The sequence below is a fragment of the Levilactobacillus sp. genome, from assembly GCF_022646225.1.
GTDB lineage: Bacteria > Bacillota > Bacilli > Lactobacillales > Lactobacillaceae > Levilactobacillus > Levilactobacillus suantsaiihabitans.
This window is the reverse complement of record NZ_JALCJA010000004.1, coordinates 286,952-303,660: the sequence shown is the minus strand read 5'-3', so window position 1 is coordinate 303,660 and position 16,709 is coordinate 286,952. Positions and strand designations below refer to the sequence as shown.

21 protein-coding genes are annotated in these 16,709 nt (G+C 44.0%); all 21 read right to left on the bottom strand.

Annotation, left to right across the window (positions count from 1 at the left end; all coding sequences use genetic code 11):
- Positions 1-24: 24 nt before the first annotated feature.
- Positions 25-1,215 carry a polysaccharide pyruvyl transferase family protein gene (locus LKH74_RS08385; protein WP_287708228.1) on the bottom strand — a complete coding sequence of 397 codons (1,191 nt, stop codon included), beginning with the start codon at positions 1,213-1,215 and terminating at the stop codon, positions 25-27.
- On the bottom strand, positions 1,215-2,567 hold the full coding sequence (locus LKH74_RS08380) for an O-antigen polymerase (RefSeq protein WP_287708227.1): 1,353 nt from the start codon (positions 2,565-2,567) through the stop codon (positions 1,215-1,217). Before LKH74_RS08380 ends, LKH74_RS08385 begins: the two co-directional genes overlap by 1 nt.
- The gene (locus tag LKH74_RS08375; RefSeq protein ID WP_287708295.1) at positions 2,551-3,273 is read right to left on the bottom strand and encodes an acyltransferase; all 723 of its coding nucleotides are present in this window, start codon (positions 3,271-3,273) and stop codon (positions 2,551-2,553) included. Before LKH74_RS08375 ends, LKH74_RS08380 begins: the two co-directional genes overlap by 17 nt.
- The gene (locus tag LKH74_RS08370) at positions 3,273-4,556 is read right to left on the bottom strand and encodes a glycosyltransferase (protein ID WP_287708226.1); all 1,284 of its coding nucleotides are present in this window, start codon (positions 4,554-4,556) and stop codon (positions 3,273-3,275) included. The genes LKH74_RS08375 and LKH74_RS08370 overlap by 1 nt, the downstream gene beginning before the upstream one ends.
- A 4-nt stretch (positions 4,557-4,560) precedes the next feature.
- Positions 4,561-5,727, bottom strand: a complete 1,167-nt coding sequence (cps2T, locus tag LKH74_RS08365; RefSeq protein ID WP_287708225.1) for a beta 1-4 rhamnosyltransferase Cps2T — start codon at positions 5,725-5,727, stop codon at positions 4,561-4,563.
- 23 nt (positions 5,728-5,750) lie between these two features.
- Positions 5,751-6,419 carry a sugar transferase gene (locus LKH74_RS08360; protein ID WP_287708224.1) on the bottom strand — a complete coding sequence of 223 codons (669 nt, stop codon included), beginning with the start codon at positions 6,417-6,419 and terminating at the stop codon, positions 5,751-5,753.
- Complete coding sequence (locus LKH74_RS08355) at positions 6,419-7,201, bottom strand: tyrosine-protein phosphatase (protein WP_287708223.1); 783 nt, start codon at positions 7,199-7,201, stop codon at positions 6,419-6,421. Before LKH74_RS08355 ends, LKH74_RS08360 begins: the two co-directional genes overlap by 1 nt.
- Positions 7,201-7,956, bottom strand: coding sequence for a CpsD/CapB family tyrosine-protein kinase (locus tag LKH74_RS08350; protein WP_179951127.1), 756 nt, complete (start codon positions 7,954-7,956; stop codon positions 7,201-7,203). The genes LKH74_RS08355 and LKH74_RS08350 overlap by 1 nt, the downstream gene beginning before the upstream one ends.
- Positions 7,957-7,968: 12 nt before the next feature.
- Entirely contained in the window at positions 7,969-8,751 is a 783-nt protein-coding gene (locus tag LKH74_RS08345) for a YveK family protein (protein ID WP_287708222.1), read from the bottom strand.
- A 713-nt stretch (positions 8,752-9,464) separates the two neighbouring features.
- Positions 9,465-9,857 (bottom strand): 30S ribosomal protein S9, encoded by a 393-nt coding sequence (gene rpsI, locus LKH74_RS08340; protein WP_011668466.1) that lies wholly within the window; start codon positions 9,855-9,857, stop codon positions 9,465-9,467.
- A gap of 14 nt (positions 9,858-9,871) precedes the next feature.
- Positions 9,872-10,315 carry a 50S ribosomal protein L13 gene (gene rplM / locus LKH74_RS08335; RefSeq protein WP_135367513.1) on the bottom strand — a complete coding sequence of 148 codons (444 nt, stop codon included), beginning with the start codon at positions 10,313-10,315 and terminating at the stop codon, positions 9,872-9,874.
- 138 nt (positions 10,316-10,453) lie between these two features.
- Positions 10,454-11,251 carry a tRNA pseudouridine(38-40) synthase TruA gene (gene truA / locus LKH74_RS08330; RefSeq protein WP_287708221.1) on the bottom strand — a complete coding sequence of 266 codons (798 nt, stop codon included), beginning with the start codon at positions 11,249-11,251 and terminating at the stop codon, positions 10,454-10,456.
- Positions 11,252-11,266: 15 nt separating this feature from the next.
- Positions 11,267-12,067, bottom strand: coding sequence for an energy-coupling factor transporter transmembrane component T family protein (locus tag LKH74_RS08325; protein ID WP_287708220.1), 801 nt, complete (start codon positions 12,065-12,067; stop codon positions 11,267-11,269).
- Entirely contained in the window at positions 12,060-12,932 is an 873-nt protein-coding gene (locus tag LKH74_RS08320; protein ID WP_287708219.1) for an energy-coupling factor ABC transporter ATP-binding protein, read from the bottom strand. The genes LKH74_RS08325 and LKH74_RS08320 overlap by 8 nt, the downstream gene beginning before the upstream one ends.
- Positions 12,908-13,753: an energy-coupling factor ABC transporter ATP-binding protein gene (locus tag LKH74_RS08315; RefSeq protein ID WP_287708217.1), complete on the bottom strand. Its 846-nt coding sequence runs from the start codon at positions 13,751-13,753 to the stop codon at positions 12,908-12,910. Before LKH74_RS08315 ends, LKH74_RS08320 begins: the two co-directional genes overlap by 25 nt.
- A 312-nt stretch (positions 13,754-14,065) precedes the next feature.
- A complete protein-coding gene (gene rplQ / locus LKH74_RS08310) occupies positions 14,066-14,449 on the bottom strand; it encodes a 50S ribosomal protein L17 (protein ID WP_020090123.1) in 384 nt (127 codons plus the stop codon).
- 30 nt (positions 14,450-14,479) lie between these two features.
- Positions 14,480-15,430, bottom strand: coding sequence for a DNA-directed RNA polymerase subunit alpha (locus tag LKH74_RS08305; RefSeq protein WP_135367518.1), 951 nt, complete (start codon positions 15,428-15,430; stop codon positions 14,480-14,482).
- Between the two features lie 87 nt (positions 15,431-15,517).
- A complete protein-coding gene (rpsK, locus tag LKH74_RS08300; RefSeq protein WP_125574870.1) occupies positions 15,518-15,907 on the bottom strand; it encodes a 30S ribosomal protein S11 in 390 nt (129 codons plus the stop codon).
- A 17-nt stretch (positions 15,908-15,924) separates the two neighbouring features.
- A complete protein-coding gene (rpsM, locus tag LKH74_RS08295) occupies positions 15,925-16,290 on the bottom strand; it encodes a 30S ribosomal protein S13 (RefSeq protein ID WP_135367519.1) in 366 nt (121 codons plus the stop codon).
- 25 nt (positions 16,291-16,315) lie between these two features.
- Positions 16,316-16,435 (bottom strand): 50S ribosomal protein L36, encoded by a 120-nt coding sequence (rpmJ, locus tag LKH74_RS08290; RefSeq protein ID WP_011668476.1) that lies wholly within the window; start codon positions 16,433-16,435, stop codon positions 16,316-16,318.
- 29 nt (positions 16,436-16,464) lie between these two features.
- Positions 16,465-16,683, bottom strand: a complete 219-nt coding sequence (gene infA, locus LKH74_RS08285; protein ID WP_011668477.1) for a translation initiation factor IF-1 — start codon at positions 16,681-16,683, stop codon at positions 16,465-16,467.
- Positions 16,684-16,709: the final 26 nt, after the last annotated feature.

The window sequence follows — 16,709 nt, the reverse complement described above, 5'->3', positions numbered from 1 at the left end:
AATAATACTCCTTCCTATAAATATTTAAATATACTCAAAGTTTGATAAAGCGATTCTCTTTACAATTCGTACCCTGTTTTTTAAAATGGTTCGAACATTATTGTCATCAACTAGTTTTCTGAAGAGTCCAGTCAGTCCAGATCCTGTGATTTCATTAATATTTATAACATATTCTTTCATTCCTACCAATTGCATAATCCCATCTGTCTTATAATCGTAAGAGATTGCCAAACACGGAACCCCCTCACTTAAAGCAAAGATATTTGAGTGCATTCTTGTACCAACAAAAAAATCCATCTTAGAATAAACATATTTTAATTCTTCAGGCTTGATGTCTTCATCTAAAATCACCACATGCTTCTTTTCTACTAAGCGATTAAATATAATATTTGTGATTATCAAATCATTATCTATACTTGGACCCACACATTGTGGCATAAAGAAAACTTGAAAATTTGATTTCACTAAACAATCTACAAAATCAATAATAGAACTTATATAATTCTCCTGGGCTTGCTCCCGATCTGCACACTCAGGAAATATCCAACTACGCACAGTTATACCAACAGCTCGTCTACTTTTATCTATTCTAATATCGTACATTTGAGGCGTTAATAGAAAAGCGACATCTGCCGTCAAATGAATGTTAGCTTTCGGAAATACCTTCTGTGTATACTCATAACTTATGTTTTCACGGGGCAATACAGCCAAAGCATTGTCAAATATGGGTTCCATTCTTTTAGCAATTGACGCTGAGAATGGTCCAACGGTCTGCGCAAAAATAATATACTTTTTCTTCAACCTTCGTGCACATTCCAATTGAACAGCATGATAGACGAATCCATCGATAAATTGCTTTGCTCCTCTGCATTGCATATATCCACCACCACAGCTTATAACTAAGTCTGCACTCTGTATTATTTTTTCTGATTTATTAAAAATGCCGAGAGCATATCCAAACAGTTTAAGAACAAACATACAGAGGTTGCGAAGTGCTCTAATATACTTATTCTTAATTTTTGAGATTTTTAGAGGGGCTGCATAAACACCAATATTTTGACCATACTTTCCTTCATCTATCTCTGGCCACAAACTTAACACATCAATATGGCTGCTAGGATACTTACGCTTAATATTTTCAATCATTGATAAAACAATTGCAGCATCCCCTCTATTTTCATAACAATAAACATTCGATATAACAAAATGTGGCATTACTTCACCTTCTTAATAATGTAACTGAAAACAATATAATAAAATATTGTCAATATAGGATCAATGTTTGGCATTACATTTGTTCGTAAGCAATATATAGAGTAATAAATTATATATATACTAGCTAAGTTTACTAAAGAAATTTGCCCGGTATGTATATTCCTCAAATAGTTTACATTTATTAGAGCACCAAATATCATCATTCCAAACAGAATTAATACTGGCCCTCCGTCTAAGTAAAAAAGGCCTAAAATCGTTGTTGCTGCTCCAATGCCGTCAAAATTCAAACCTAATAGCTGAGCCACATAATATCCAATTATAATTTGCTTTCCGGGTAATACACTTAAAATTGAATTGAAAAACATTTGTCCATGCGTATAATCTACCGCCTGCGGAACAAGATTGACCAATTGTCTAAAACAATCAATTCCTACTCTAAAACTGGTGAAACTACTCAACATAATATTTCCAAACAGACCACTTTGCCTTGTTCCCATGACGTAACTAAAGTAGTTAGGATCATCAATAACATTTCGTACAAATTTGTTTACCCCAATAAAAAGAAGTATTAAAAATATATACAAAACTACACGGCGTAAATGGAGTCTCCTAACTTTAATATTCCAAATAAAAAACATTGGTAATATCATTTGTATAATTAGGATTCGTGAACCTTCTAAAACCGCCATTAATACAGCTATTAACATCAGTATAATATTCAACCATCTTATATTGTTAAACTTTTTCTTCTGCATTATAAAATCATAAAAGAAGTACACAGAAAGTATTGGATATGCTGATGAAATAACTTTGAGTATCCCAAAATCCTCCGCAGCTGATTGTCGTGATGCATCAATGTTTCCGGACAACATGGGAATTCCATTTCGAATAAAAATTATCATCTTACTGAACACGCACACAACAAAAATTAAACTCAAAATTAATTTTGACCCCTGTGACATTGTTTCAATTGTCATGTACGATCTCATTCGCTTAAATACAATTTTTGAGGTCAGCATGGAGCCACCGTAGAACCCTATAATCCCCAACAAAAACAGCTCCCACATTTTCTGTGGAATACTTGGATAAAGACCATTAAAGTTGAAATTTCCAATCCAGTATAATAGAAAATACAAGATTGGAAAATAAAATAACGGATTTAAAAAATCCATATTTTTAAAATACGAGTATGAACTCACTGTGGCAATCAATACAAACATCGAAAATTCGTATGGATTAAAAGCTATCTTAAGAAACATGTAATTAACGATATAGAATACAATTATACTCATTCCGGAGATAACGCTCATCCACAATATTTTATTACTCTTATTTTCATCGATTTGATTCATCTTGGCGGTTATCTCCTATCGTCTTTATTACTTTCGCTGGCACTCCTCCAACTACCACCCCATCATGAAAAATACCTGTAACAACGCTATTTGCCGCAACAACACTACCATTACCAACGCAACAACCATCTAAAAATACAGCTCCCGCGCCGATCCAGACATTATTTCCAATAGTAATCCCCTTTTGGGTTACTCCTTGTTCTCTAATTAATAACTTTGAATCACTAAAATTATGATTTTCGGCATGAAATCTAACATTTTGTCCAGAAATTACATCATCACCGATATTAATTCCACCCGCGGCTCCAAAAAATGTATTTTCAGCAAAGCTAGTATCCCGACCAATTTTAATTCCTTGTCCAACTTCACGTAGGCTTCCAGTACATTGAATAACTGAATTAGAACCTAACTTCACCCGATCATCTAAATAAACTCCGTTGACCGATAGCGCATCAATCTCAACATGATTTTCTAAACGCACATTGTCTCCAAAGTGCATTTTTGACCTAACTCTCAGCTTAACTCCTCTTCCCACGAACAATTTTCTACCATGTCTAAGCATACTCCCCCTCAATTTTCCTCTCACCAATCCAAAAATGTAATCCGTTCCTTTTCGCATTATATAGGTTAGGGGAATATCTTGCGAAAGTTCGAAACCTTTTTTCCCGGTTACCTGTCTTATTATTCTTTCAAGAAACAAATTCATCACCACTTTAAATTATATAATCCTTTTATTTCTTTTACATGTTCATCTAATGTTTTTATTTTATAATTGTAGTTAACTCTATAACTGTTGTTTTCTAATATTGAACAAAGTTCTTCTTCTGTCGAGAATACGTTTTCCTTTGGCAACAAGTCTTTCGCACCGACATTATCACTTACTAACACCGGCACACCAAATGCTAAGCCTTCCAAAACAATTAAACCAAAAGTTTCTTTCCAAAGACTTGGCACGACTAAAACGTCTATAAAGTCATAAACATGTTCTATTCGCCTTATATTATATTTCCCGTGCTGGACTAGCGTCACAAAATTTTCTCGAGGCGTATATCCAAAAGTATGAAAACTAAAGTTATCTCTTCTCAATCTCCTAGATACATCTAAAAACTCGGAGAAGCCTTTGTAGGCTTTATCAGGTCCTATATATGCAATTCGCCTCGGTTTATGCTGATTATGTCTGGAAACAAGATTCTGTGGACAGGCACTATCAGTTATGCTGATTACTTTCCCATTGATATCTGATCCAAGTTGACTGGTATAAACTGATCGAGACAACTCACTGTTAAAGTGAAATAAGTCTATTAATCTAAAAATTCTTTTATAATATTCTTTTAGTTTACTATATTCTACAACCCTGTGAATTTTATCTTCCTCAACTCTGTCAATTGTGCCGAGAACAGTTCGATTACTTAATACCTTTTTACCAATTCTTCTAATTAAAGGATAGTATCTGCTCTGAAACAACTTAAGTTTTCTTGTGGATAAGGCACGACTAGATGCTTCAATCCAATTATCCACTGTATTATTTTCATCATAACTTTTAGAATTGAAAAAGAAGTTAGGTTCGGGAGCTAATCCAAAATAATCATGTGTTGTAAAAATAATTCTTATTTGCATGGACTTCGCAACTTGGAAAAATTCCCTAGGTAATCCCATCAATGTATGTACATGAATAACATCCGGCTCAATCAAGTTGAAGAAATGCTCAAAAACAGTTGAAGATACTGCATACATGAAATCTGAAGGCGTCTTGATTCCTCCAAATATTGGCAACGGAAAGCTATTGATTAACTCAAATGTTTTTAATCCCCCACAATCTCCACGCCGCTTAATCTCCATTTCCTTTTTTAAAATTCTTTGTTTTCCAGGGTATAGTGCATACACCTGCTCGCCTTGCGATACCTGCTTACTCATAATGTCCTCAGCATATTGAACAAGCCCACCACTACGTTCCGGCGGAAACCCTAGTGTATAGTGCAAAATTTTCATTAAATCACCTCAAAAAAGTTAATTCATACTCAGACACGATTTTTTTCCATCCGTAATACTTTTCAACTTGCCTGCTTGACAAGATGCCCATGTCTTCAATCTCATCACTTGACAGGTTCTCACACTTACTAATCAGCGAAGCGAGATTGCCAATCTGTTTATTCCAATAGAAAGCACTAGTTTTTCCAACCTCTCGATTGAATCCAACATCTAAAAGTAAATTTAACTTTGTAGACGACAAAGCTTCAAGCAAAGAGGGATTTGTCCCCCCCACTTCGTGACCATGAAGATAAGCAAATGCATTTTCTCGAATAAATTTAAGTAAGTTCACGTCATACACAGTACCTACAAATTTAATTCGATCATCATATTCAAATCCTGTTTCTTTACTTAATTGCTGATAGAACTTATTCTTCTCAACATTGGAAATAATGACTAAATCTTTGTGCGTCTTTGAATTCAAAAACTCTCTAATCATAACTTTGTAATTATTTTCAGGAACAAATCTCCCAACTATCAAAAAATAATTGTTTAATTCAACAGCATTTTTTTTAAACCAACTTTTGACCTGATTATCAGATGTCGTTAAAGAAGAATTTACCGGGTCGGAGCCATAGGCAATGAATGTAGTCTTAGGTGAATACCGAACATAGTCATTTTTAATATATTTCTCAATATTTCGGCTATCACATATCAATAGATCCGCATACCTCACCATTAGTTTCTCAGAAATTTTCCAGTATCTTCTAACCGGCCAACTCCACTTTGCTCTTAACCACTCATGACCATCAGGATTCACGAAAAGTGAACCATCAACTTCTTTCAGCTTTTTCTTAAGTTGGTGAATAAAAGGGCCAATTCGACATGCCAACACATACACTATCGGTCGCCTAATACTACGTTCTTCAATCATTTTCATCGCCTGTTTAAAAGCACGAACATCATACATAATTGCCTTTGCCGCACCAACTTTTGGAACATCCACATTAAAACAACAAGCTCCATTATGTTCGTAAAAGTCCGACTTATTCTCCGACAAGTCTCGTCTACAAGCAACATTATAATGTATCTGAGAACTACTCTTTCTAGCAGTCAGTTGTTCTACAAAAGATTCAAATCCTCCATACCTAGCCGGGATTCCCTTTGATCCGATAATAAAAACTTCTCTCATAATAAGAAAATACTCCTTCAACTTTAGTAAGCCCCGTTGGGCTTAAAGAACACCGCCACAGTCTGAATCAGCACATACAAATCAAACCAGAAACCACGACGATCAATGTACTTCAAGTCTAAACGTACCATCTCTTCAAAACTGGCATCATTCCGCAACGTCACCTGCCAAAGTCCAGTGCAACCTGGCATAACGGTCAAACGTTGCTTGTCAAACTCCGTATATTCCGCAACCTCTCGTGGTAACGGCGGACGTGGCCCAACTAAGCTCATCTGGCCCAGCAATACATTCACTAATTGTGGTAATTCATCAATGCTGTATTTCCGGATGAATCGGCCAACTATAGTGACCCGTGGGTCTTCCTTCATCTTAAACATGGGTCCCTCAACATCGTTATGCTTTAGTAGCTTTTTCAGTTTCTTATCTGCATCAACGACCATAGACCGGAATTTATACATTCTAAAAGCCCGTTGCTGTTTACCCAACCGAACTTGAGAATAAAATACCGGTCCCTTGGGATCCTCCAATTTAATGGCAATTGCCACCATCAAGAACACGGGCGAGAGAATAACTAGCCCAATCAGACTAGCTACAAAATCAAAAACGCGTTTCGCCGTTCGATATATGTATCGATGCTGTTCATGTTCAACATCAATCATTCGGGATTTAATTTTTCTATCGCTATATTCCATCAGAACAACCAAAACCTCCTTTTTTTCTTCACAGCAGAGATCTTTTTAATCTCTGGCATCGCGATATCATCCCCATTAATAATCGCTTTAGCGTTATCATTATATGTCTTCGCGTACTGCTCACCGGCCTGTTCAGTCAGCTTGTTAAAGGCTGAATCCATCACAAACCGCCGTCCCTTAAAGTTATGGGCATCCGAAGCAAACGCGAACCCCAAGTTAGCGTTAATAATCTTAGCTGTTAAAGTCTTGACGCTCTCCCCAAAGACACCGAGGTAAGAGCTATCCGTGAGTTGTGTTAGACAACCCATTTCGACAAAATCATACAATCTATCGGGATCCTTCTGAAACCCATGATTCCGTTCCGGGTGGGCAATCACCGGCGTAATCCCGCGGGTTTGCAATTCGAAAATCATATCTTCCGTATACTCCGGAATCCCACTGTGCGGTAATTCCAGAAGTAAGTAACGTCCACCCTCATCCATAAACAAGATATCGTCTGCATCTAAAGCTTTCAACAGGTCACCGGTCAAATGGACCTCTTGCCCTGGAAACACCGTTAGTGGGATTCCAACGGCGTCTAACGCCGTCTGAAATTCATCCGTCTTAGCGATGACATCTTGCTTGTGGTTAAGGTACATGCCGTCCATATGGTGTGGCGTCACTAAGATGTGCGAGATGCCTTGTTTCACGGCCACTCGAGACATCTCCAAAGACATTTCCATATCCTTAGACCCGTCATCAACACCCGGTAAAATATGACAATGTAAGTCAATCAATCCCATTACTTTTTATCAGTCCCATAATAACCGCCGTAATAACCACCATAGTAGCTACCACCATAGTAGCCCTCAGACTTGGTAGCTGTGACTCGGTTCATGATGGCCCCCAGAATGTTCGCGTGAACAGTTTCAAGCAATTGTTTAGCTCGACGCACACCATTCTTATCGGCAATCCCCTGTGGGACTACCAAAATCGTGCCATCAACCTGAGCTGCTAGCAGTTGTGAATCCGTGACGGTATTGACTGGTGGCGAGTCCAATACAACCAAGTCATATTTTGCTTGTAGTTGACGCATCAATGTCTTAAAGTGTTCACTATCTAAGAGCTCCGCCGGATTTGGTGGAACCGGACCACTCGTAATGACCGATAAGTTTTCAACAATCGTAGGCTGAATAATATCATCTAGGGTCAAACGACCTGATAAGTAGTTAGTCAACCCTGCTCGATTACTGACGTTAAATGATTTATGGACCGTGGGACGCCTCATATCAGCGTCTACCAACACAACCTTGGAACCCTGATCGGCCCAGGTGACGGCCATGTTATTGCTGACGGTCGACTTCCCCTCGGAAGGTTCCGACGAAGTGAAGAGGACCGAATGTAAATCTCTATCCACTGAAGAAAACTGAATGTTCGTCCGAACTGTTTTGAACTGTTCAGCAATTTGACCAGTTGGATCCGTATAGGTAACCAGTCCAACACCATATTTAAGACTCGTATTATCCAAGCGTTGCTTTCTTCGCTTTAACCATGACATCTTGCTCACCTCCTATACACGTTCGCGCTTCTGCGCACGAATACCACCATGACCGTCAGAAACAAATTTAGTCTGATGGTGGCCAATCTGTTTTTTCACATCGGACGCATCAATCTCACTAATAACGCCCAGACTGTTTAGACCTAACTCATTAGTTAGGAATGACTCCGTAGTGACCGTCCGATCGGTAACTTCTCGCAGAAATGCCAAGACAATCCCCAAGAGTACTCCAGCCACCAACCCAATCAACAAGTTCAAGGCTTTTCTTGGACTCACGGCATTATAATTAGGCGTCGCCTTCGACACAATAGAAACGTTATTAATACTCATCATTTTAACGACCTTTTGTTTGAAGACCTTAGCCGTTTCATTAGCGATTGCAGCCGCCGTCTTAGGGTCAGTCGCCGTAGCCGTCACTGAGAAGACCTGAGAGTTCGTTTGATTGTTGATGCTCAAAGCATCTTTAATCCCTGCCATCGACCCCGGGTATCCTGGATAAACCTCTAATGCGCGATTAACATCGGTCAAGACTGTTGGACTGGTAATAATATCCTTATATGTACTAATCATTTGAACATCCGCTTGGACCTGTTGTAATTGGGCGCTTTGATCAGTAGAAGACAGCTTACGATTAACCAGTATTTCCGTCGTACCGCTATACTTTGGCGTCATCACAAAAAAGGTCGCAAAAAAAGCCACCATAAAAACCACTAGTGTCGTAATACTAATCATTTTGAGATGTTTCCGCAGAATCCCCATGATCTGCATCAAACTAATTGTTTGTTCTGAATCCATTTCTTCCTCCAATGATGCCAGTTTGTTTGCTAAACTTACTGAAGATTTTTACAGACTATTGAAACTAGCAAAATAAAATCCATCAGAATTAGTTAATCATGATAATGTATTTTAAACTTATTTTAAATTTCAGTCAAAGAATCCTTAGTGCTAATTAAACCACCTGCAACATATTATAGTCTAATCCATTGCCCACAATTAATACATTCCCATTACATTTTTTCTGTCACATCTCCCGAACTTTTTTAGCCTTCGTTCGGATTATAAAAAACACTCCCATCAGCATTCTACCTGGACAGAGTCCCACTTTAATCGTTGTTATTGCTTAATAACCGCCACCCCAGGCCTTTCTTGATGTAATTCGTGACCCGTTGTAGTTCGGATTTCAACATAACTTTCATACCCCGACTATTAATGGTTTCACTCACTCCTTGCAGGTGCGTCGTCTTAATATGCTTGGTGGCCAACGCCGTCAGATCATTAAAGGTTAAAACGGTCTGCGTCTACTTAGTCAATGAACTAATGAATTGTTCATTAAGTAAGCTACTGATTGATCCCAACCTCACCAGCAGGGCCATGATGGCCTTCCGGAGGCTGCTGACAAAGTAGCCTTTAAAGATTTGGCACTGCTTTAGTCTAAAGAAATCTTTCCCAAACAAAAAAATCCCCACCAAATAACTGGTGAGGATTTCCCAATAGATAATATCGAAATATTAACGCTTGGAGAATTGTGAAGCCTTACGTGCCTTCTTCAGACCTGGCTTCTTCCGTTCCTTCATCCGGGCGTCACGAGTCAAGAGACCCGCACGCTTCAGCGGACCACGGAAATCTGGGTCAACTTCGAGCAATGCCCGAGCGATCCCGTGACGAGTTGCGCCGGCTTGGCCGGAGAAACCGCCACCGCGCACAGTAACTAATGCATCGTAGTTACCAAGCGTTTCCGTAACGTTGAATGGTTGTAAGACAACTTCCCGAATACTTGCGAATGGGATGTAGTCTTCGATTGCCTTGTTGTTCATAACGATTTTACCTGAGCCGGGTACTAAACGTACACGTGCAGAGGAGTTTTTACGACGGCCAGTGCCGCGATATTGAACTTGTGCCAATTTGGTTTTCCTCCTTAGATAAGGTTAGTAATGTCTAATACTTCTGGCTTTTGTGCTTCGTGCTTGTGGTCTGCACCAGCGTACACGTGAAGCTTCAATGCCATTTGGTGACCTAAGGAGTTCTTAGGGAGCATACCTTGTACAGAAGTTTCGATCAATTTTTCTGGGTTCTGTTCCCGGAAGTTACCAGCAGTCCGTGACTTCAAGCCACCAGCGAAACCAGAATGGTGGTAGTAGACTTTGTCGGTGGCCTTACGACCAGTTAAAGCGATCTTTTCAGCGTTGATGACGATTACGTTGTCACCAGTGTCCACGTTAGGGGTGAACGTTGGCTTGTTCTTACCACGTAATACAGAAGCAACGACTGAAGCAAGCCGACCTAAACTCACGTCGGTTGCGTCGACAATGTACCATTTGCGGTCAATGTCGTTAGGTTTTGCCATATAAGTTGTACGCACGTTAAATTCCTCCATAAATCTGTGTTTGTCTGACACCAAGTAAACTTTCCGGGGCTTATCGTGGGGCAAACAATACCAACAACCATAATACAAAGTTTTTCCCATAAAGTCAATGATTGTTTGCCCCATCACCGAAAATTACCGTTGATGTTGCGGCAATTTCGTCGGGTGTTGGGGGTCTTCCCCCTGGTAATACACGTGTTTTAAATACAGCCCTGCCGCCGGAACCGTCCGCCGGGCCTGTTTGCGATCCTTGACCTGATACAACCGTAAAATATCGTGCACTGGCCGCGTGCCGGACCCAATTTCGACCAGCACGCCGACCATGATGCGCACCTGGTTATACATGAAGCCGTTGCCGTAAAATTCAAAGACTAGCTCGTTGTTAGCGTGGTCGATGTGGCAGGTGGCCTCGTAAATGGTCCGCACAAAGGTCCGGGTCTGTGCGCCCGACGCCACGAAACTGGTATAGTCGTGTTCGCCGACCAGGTCTTTCAAGGCCACGTTGATTTTGTCTAGATCAACCGGGAATTTCCACTGACCGGTATAGTGACGCTTGAACGGGTTGCGGAACTCGCCCATGTCCATGCGGTACAGGTACCGTTTGCCGGACACGTCATAACGTGCATGGAAATCGGCGGAGACCAGTTCGACCTTTAAGACCTCCATATCCATGGGTAACATGCTGTTTAAGCCCTTGCGCATGTTGTCCGCGGGAATGACGAAGGGAAAGTCGAAATGGGCCACCTGAGCCAGCGCATGGACGCCTGCGTCGGTTCGCCCCGACCCGTAGATGACGATGGCGGGATCCGGGTTCTTGGCCATCTTATTGACGACCTTGGTCAAGACGCTTTCCACGGTCCGTTTATTGGGCTGACGCTGGAAACCGGCAAAGTCGGTTCCATCATACATAAAAGTTACTTTGTAGCGTTGCATTCAGTTCCGTTCCTCCTACCAACGACGACAAGCGAGAATCGCCGCAAATCCAATCAAAAATAAAATCCAGGTCACCGTATCACGCTTTTGCCAGGTCAAGATTCGATACTGGCTGCGGTGTTCACTGTCCTGGTAACCGCGGGCTTCCATCGCCGTCGAAAGGTCCTCGGCCCGGTTGAAGGCGCTCATGAACAGTGGCACCAACAACGGGATCAGGGCCTTGGCCTGTTTGAACAGCCCGCCCTCACCGAAATCGACGCCGCGAGCACGCTGGGCGTTCATGATCTTGGTTGCCTCGTCCATCAGCGTGGGCACAAATCGTAGCGCAATCGACAGCATCATCGCCAACGTGTCCACGGGCACGTGCAACCACCGCAGCGGCTTCATCAGTGACGCTAGCCCGGTGGCAATATCCAACGGCTGCGTCGACAACGTCAGGAGCGTCGACATCATGATGATCAACAAGAACCGAATGAAAATGTACCCGGCGTTGATCACCCCAAACTGGCTGATGTTGATGAAGGCCCAGTGAAAGTACGTATGACCGCCCACGGGGCTAAATAAGAGCTGTAAGACCACGGTGAATACGATCAGCCAAAGTAGCGGCCGAATGCCCCGTAAGAAGAAGCCCAGGCTGATTTTGGAAGCCAGGATCGACCCCACCGTCAGCGCAATCAAGATTGCGTAGCTCAGTGGATTGTTGGCCAAGAAGACCAAAATGATATAGCAAAAACTCAACATTAATTTTGCCCGGGGGTCCAACCGATGGACTACCGAGTTGAGGGGCAGGTAACGCCCAAAGATGAATTTAGACATGGTCGGCCCCCTTTGCTGGCCAACGCGCCGCAATTTGGTCGGCCAGCTGGTCGGCCGTCAGCGGCAGGGTGTCCCAGGTGAGCCCGCGTTGACGCAGCTGTTGGGCAAATTGGGCGGCCCGGGGCACGTCCAGTTGGTTGGCTCGTAGCCAATCCGGGTCGGCAAAAACGTCGGTCGGCGTGCCGAACTTGATCAACTTACCTTCGCGCATGACCGCGACCTGCTCGGCGTACTGAGCGACGTCTTCCATCTGGTGGGTCACTAACACGATGGTCAGCCCCTGCTCACGGTGCAGGCGTTCAAAGAGTTCCATCATGGCTTGGCGTCCTTGGGGATCCAGGCCCGCCGTCGGTTCGTCTAAGACCAACACCTGCGGCTTCATGGCCAAGACCCCGGCGATGGCGACCCGCCGCATTTGCCCACCGGACAGCTCAAACGGCGAGCGGTCGGCATAGCTGGCGTCGAGTCCCACCGTCGTCAACATTTCATCGGCCAGCGCGTTGGCGTCAGCCTCACTCATGCCAAAATTCTTAGGTCCAAAGGCAATGTCTTGGCGAATAGTCTCCTCAAACAGCTGACTTTCGGGAAACTGAAAGACCATGCCGACATGTTGCCGTAGCGGCTTTAGGGCCGCGTTGGTCGTCTCCGGCGTCACGGTAAAGTCGCCGACGTGAATCGTCCCCGCACTGGGCTTATACAACGCATTGAGCTGTTGGATCAGTGTCGATTTCCCGCTACCGGTGTGGCCGATGATGGCCAGATACCCGTGATCCGGCACCTGGAAGGAAACGTCCTCCACCGCGGTGTGGGCCATGGGTGTGCCCGCTTGATAAGTATAGGTTACGTGTTCGAAAGCGATTGCCACAGCCATTCCTCCATTTCCGCCATTGTTTGGTACGTCGTGGGTGGGGTGATTCCCCGTTGCTTCAATGCCGTCTGTAATTTGACCGGGAACGGCACGTCTAAGCCCATATCGATCAGCCGTTCACCGCGCGCAAAAATGGCGGCTGGTTGAGCCTCTTCGATGAGCCGACCATCGTCAATGACCAGGATGCGGTCGGCACCGGCGGCCTCGTCAATGTCGTGAGTGATCGAGATAACGGTCAACTCCTGTTGGGCCCGCAAGCGCCGCACCAGCGCTAACATATCCTGGCGCCCCTGCGGATCCAACATACTGGTGGCTTCATCCAAGATTAAAATATCTGGGGCAATAGCCACGATTCCGGCCAGCGCCACCCGCTGCTTCTGCCCCCCGGACAGGGAGCTGGGTTCGCGTTGGGCAAACGCGGCCATGCCCACTTCTGTCAGCGCGGCCTTGACCCGCGGGACCATCTCCGAGCGTGGAATTTGGCGGTTCTCTAGCCCAAAGGCCACGTCGTCTTCAACCGTCGCCCCCACGAACTGATTGTCCGGGTTCTGAAAGATCATGCCGATTTTTTCACGCACGTCCCAGACGGTCTCGGGGGTCAGCGTGACGCCCGCCACCGTGACCGTGCCCTTAGTAAACGGCAGTAACCCGTCCAAGGACTTCGCCAGCGTCGACTTGCCGCTCCCGTTATGGCCCACGATGGCCAACCACTCGCCGGCGTGGACATCAAAGCTCACGTCGTCTAGGGCCGGGCGCTGGTCGTCCCCATAGGCATATGAAAGATGTTTGACTTCAATGATATTTGCGTTATTTGCCATCAGCGTTTTTTGATTCTCCTAGTAAAATGTCACCGCTAATTATAGCAAAGTTTTGTGAATTTCCGAAGCGTTCCGCCAGATTCTTTACCCGAATCGGTCAATGCCGGGATAATTGCGGCAGTTCGAAAAAAATGTACAAAAAAAATCACTAACAAACCAGCGGCGCTGAGGCGTTAGCCCCCATTCAAGCTAGACTCGGAAAGAATTTCCTCCATCATCGTAGCGCTCTATACCACATGGTTCTAGTGATTAATTTGTAACTATTGTTCCCCGTTTAAGGACGCGGACACTCCCGAATCGCTAAACTAAAAATTAGTCAACGAATTCCAAGATGGCCATAGCGGCACCATCACCGCGACGAGGCATCGTCTTCAAGATACGCGTGTAACCACCGTTACGATCAGCGTACTTCGGTGCTAATTCGCTAAATACCTTTTGCAATGCGCTAGTCACGACAACATCATCGCCGTCTTCCTTAACATCTGCAACCACGTTACGGATGAAAGCAGCAGCTTGACGCCGGGCGTGTAAGTCGCCTTGCTTACCCAAGGTAATCATTTGGTCAGCCGTCTTGCGAACTTCCTTAGCGCGTGCTTCAGTCGTTTCGATGCGGCCGTTCAAGATTAAACTAGTGGTCAAATCGCGTAACAAGGCACGACGTTGAGAACTAGTCCGTTGTAATTTACGGTAACTCATAACCAGAAACCCTCCTTTGAGTGTCTAAAATTAGTCTTCCTTCCGAAGTGACAAACCTAAGTCAGCTAACTTAGCCTTAACTTCTTCAAGGGACTTGCGACCCAAGTTACGAACCTTCATCATGTCTGCTTCGGTCTTGTTGTTCAATTCTTGAACCGTGTTGATACCAGCACGCTTCAAGCAGTTGTAAGAACGAACGGACAAGTCGAGCTCTTCGATGGTCATCTCAAGCATCTTTTCCTTGTGCGTTTCTTCCTTTTCAACCATGATTTCCGCATTCTTAGCTTCGTCGGTCAAGTCGACAAACATAGCCAGATGTTCGGTCAAGATCTTTGCAGCCAATGCAATGGCTTCGCTTGGATTAATTGAACCGTTTGTCCAAACATCCAGGGTCAATTTATCGTAGTCAGCCCGTTGGCCAACCCGTGCATTCTCTACTTGGTAGTTAACCCGTTCGATTGGGGTGTAAATGGAATCCACAGCTAAAACACCAATTGGCATTTCTGCATTGCGAGCTTTGTTCTCGTCAGCAGAAACGTAGCCACGGCCCTTATCTGCAGTCATTCGCATGTGGAACGTTGCCCCATCAGCAACTGTAGCAATGTACAGATCTGGGTTCAAAACGTCAACGTCGGCGCCTGCCACAATATCACCAGCGGTGATCTGAGCGGGTCCCTTAACGTTGATCTCCATCGTTTCTTCCTGATCGTCAGCACCGTTCAACTTCAGCGCAATCTTCTTAACGTTTAAGATGATTTGCGTGACGTCTTCTACGACACCTTCGACAGTCGAAAACTCATGCAGAACCCCGTCGATTTGAATGCTGGTAACAGCTGCACCAGGTAATGATGAAAGTAAGATCCGCCGTAAGGAGTTGCCGAGCGTTGTTCCGTAACCACGTTCCAACGGTTCAACCACAAACTTACCGTAGTTGTTACTCTCATCAATTTTATGAATGTTAGGCTTTTCAAATTCAATCATTCTTATCGTTTACCCCTTTCAAACCGCGTTGAGCTCCTATAAGTCAATCCCATCATGAAGGTTGCCCTCATTAATGAAACGCTCACGTTAGACCCGACGGCGCTTTGGAGGACGAGTACCATTATGAGGAACTGGGGTAACATCGCGGATAGCCGTGACTTCGATCCCAGCAGCTTGGATTGCCCGAATAGCAGCTTCACGTCCTGAACCAGGACCCTTAACAGCAACTTCAACGGACTTAACACCGTGTTCTTGTGATGCCTTGGCAGCGGCTTCAGCGGCCATTTGTGCAGCAAATGGCGTTGACTTCCGACTACCCTTGAAACCTAAAGCACCGGCTGATGACCAAGCAATAGCGTTCCCTTGAACGTCAGTGATCATAACCAAAGTGTTGTTAAACGTAGCATGGATGTGTGCAACACCGGATTCAATGTTCTTTTTGACCCGACGTTTGCGACTAGTTTTTCTAGTAGCCATAAAGTGATAAACCTCCCTTACTTCTTCTTCCCGGCGATCGAAACGGCTTTACCCTTCCGAGTGCGGGCGTTGTTTTTGGTGTGTTGGCCGCGAACAGGCAGTCCACGACGGTGACGCATACCGCGGTATGAGCCGATTTCTTGCAAGTTCTTGATGTTCAGGCTAACTTCACGACGTAAGTCACCTTCGACCTTGTACTTGTCAACTTCGACACGAACCTTGTCTTCTTGTTCAGGGGTTAAATCACGAACCCGAACGTCTTCTGAGACACCAGCATCCGCAACAATCTTGTGTGCAGTGTTGATCCCAATTCCAAAAATGTAAGTCAAACCGTAAGCGATTCGCTTATCACGTGGTAAATCCACTCCAGCAATACGTGGCATTTAAGTGCACCTCCTATAAATTGAATTACTTACCCTGGCGTTGTTTGTGCTTAGGGTTGGCTGAGCAAATAACCATTACTCGACCCTTACGCTTGATAACCTTGCAGTGTTCGCACATTGGCTTAACTGATGGTCTTACTTTCATGAATATCCCTCCTACATCTGTCCAGGCGGCTACTTAAACCGATAAGTAATCCGGCCTTTAGACAAGTCATACGGTGACATTTCAACAGTTACTCGGTCACCAGGCAGAATCCGAATGTAGTGCATCCGAATCTTACCGGAAACGTGAGCGAGAATCTCATGACCGTTTTCTAATTCGACCCGAAACATTGCGTTAGGTAATGTTTCGGTAACTTTACCTTCGACTTCGATGACATCGCTTTTCGCCACGAAAGTACCTCCCTTTTAATTGCGTG